Origin of the sequence: Mesorhizobium sp. M7A.F.Ca.US.006.04.2.1, from assembly GCF_004022915.1 — a bacterium.
Lineage (GTDB): Bacteria > Pseudomonadota > Alphaproteobacteria > Rhizobiales > Rhizobiaceae > Mesorhizobium > Mesorhizobium ciceri.
Genome location: NZ_RZQA01001467.1, coordinates 1 through 787 on the forward strand (window position 1 = coordinate 1; position 787 = coordinate 787).

The window sequence follows — 787 nt, forward strand, 5'->3', positions numbered from 1 at the left end:
CCCTGGAACGTGGTGCCGATGCGCGGTCCGCGCAGCACGCCATTGGCCAGTTTCAGATAGCCGCTGCCCTTGTCGATCTCGGCGTAGCCGCGTTCGAACTTCACCCGCGACGTGTCCAGCTTGCCCTTGACCGCCTGGTTGAGGCTGCGGTTGTCGCCGGCCGGCGTGGTCGAGACGATGGAGGCGAGCTTCGGTTCGTTGACGACGAAAAAATTGCTGGTGTCGACCTTGCCCTTGAGCGATCCGTCGCTCGGCCCGGCCAGTGCGAGCGTGATCACGCCGCCTTCCATATGTTCGTAGATGTTGAGGAATCTCAGGATGGCGCCGGCGTCCGCGGACTGCATGTTGAGCGTGCGCCGGCCGGCGCCGGTCGTGTTGCTGATCGATATGGCCGCACCTGAACTGGCCGTGGCGCTGACCTTCAGCCCGTTCACCCGCGAGCCGGCCGCGCTGTAGTCGAGCTTCAGATTGGACAATTGCTCGTCGTGGAAACCGGTCAGCCGGTCGACATCGGCGCTGACGGAAATGGCATCGGAACCGGTGGTCTTGGTAGCCGTGTCGACGTCGGAGGTGAACTGCTTGATGAGCGAGCGGGCGTCGAGCGCGTTGCCCGATATGTCGACCGCATAGCCCTTGCCGGACCGCTTCACCGATACGGCAACGTCGTCGCCCCTGTTCAAGGTGACCTTGCTGAACCGCGCCGACGACAAGGCGCCATTGACCAGCACGATGCTGCCGTCGACGGAGAACGTCTTTCCGTCGAGATTGAAATCGGACAGCGTCGTGG

General features: G+C 63.5%; 1 pseudogene. It reads right to left on the minus strand.

The window, feature by feature from the left end:
* Nucleotides 1-787: pseudogene (locus EN925_RS38100) on the minus strand (hypothetical protein); the annotation flags it as partial.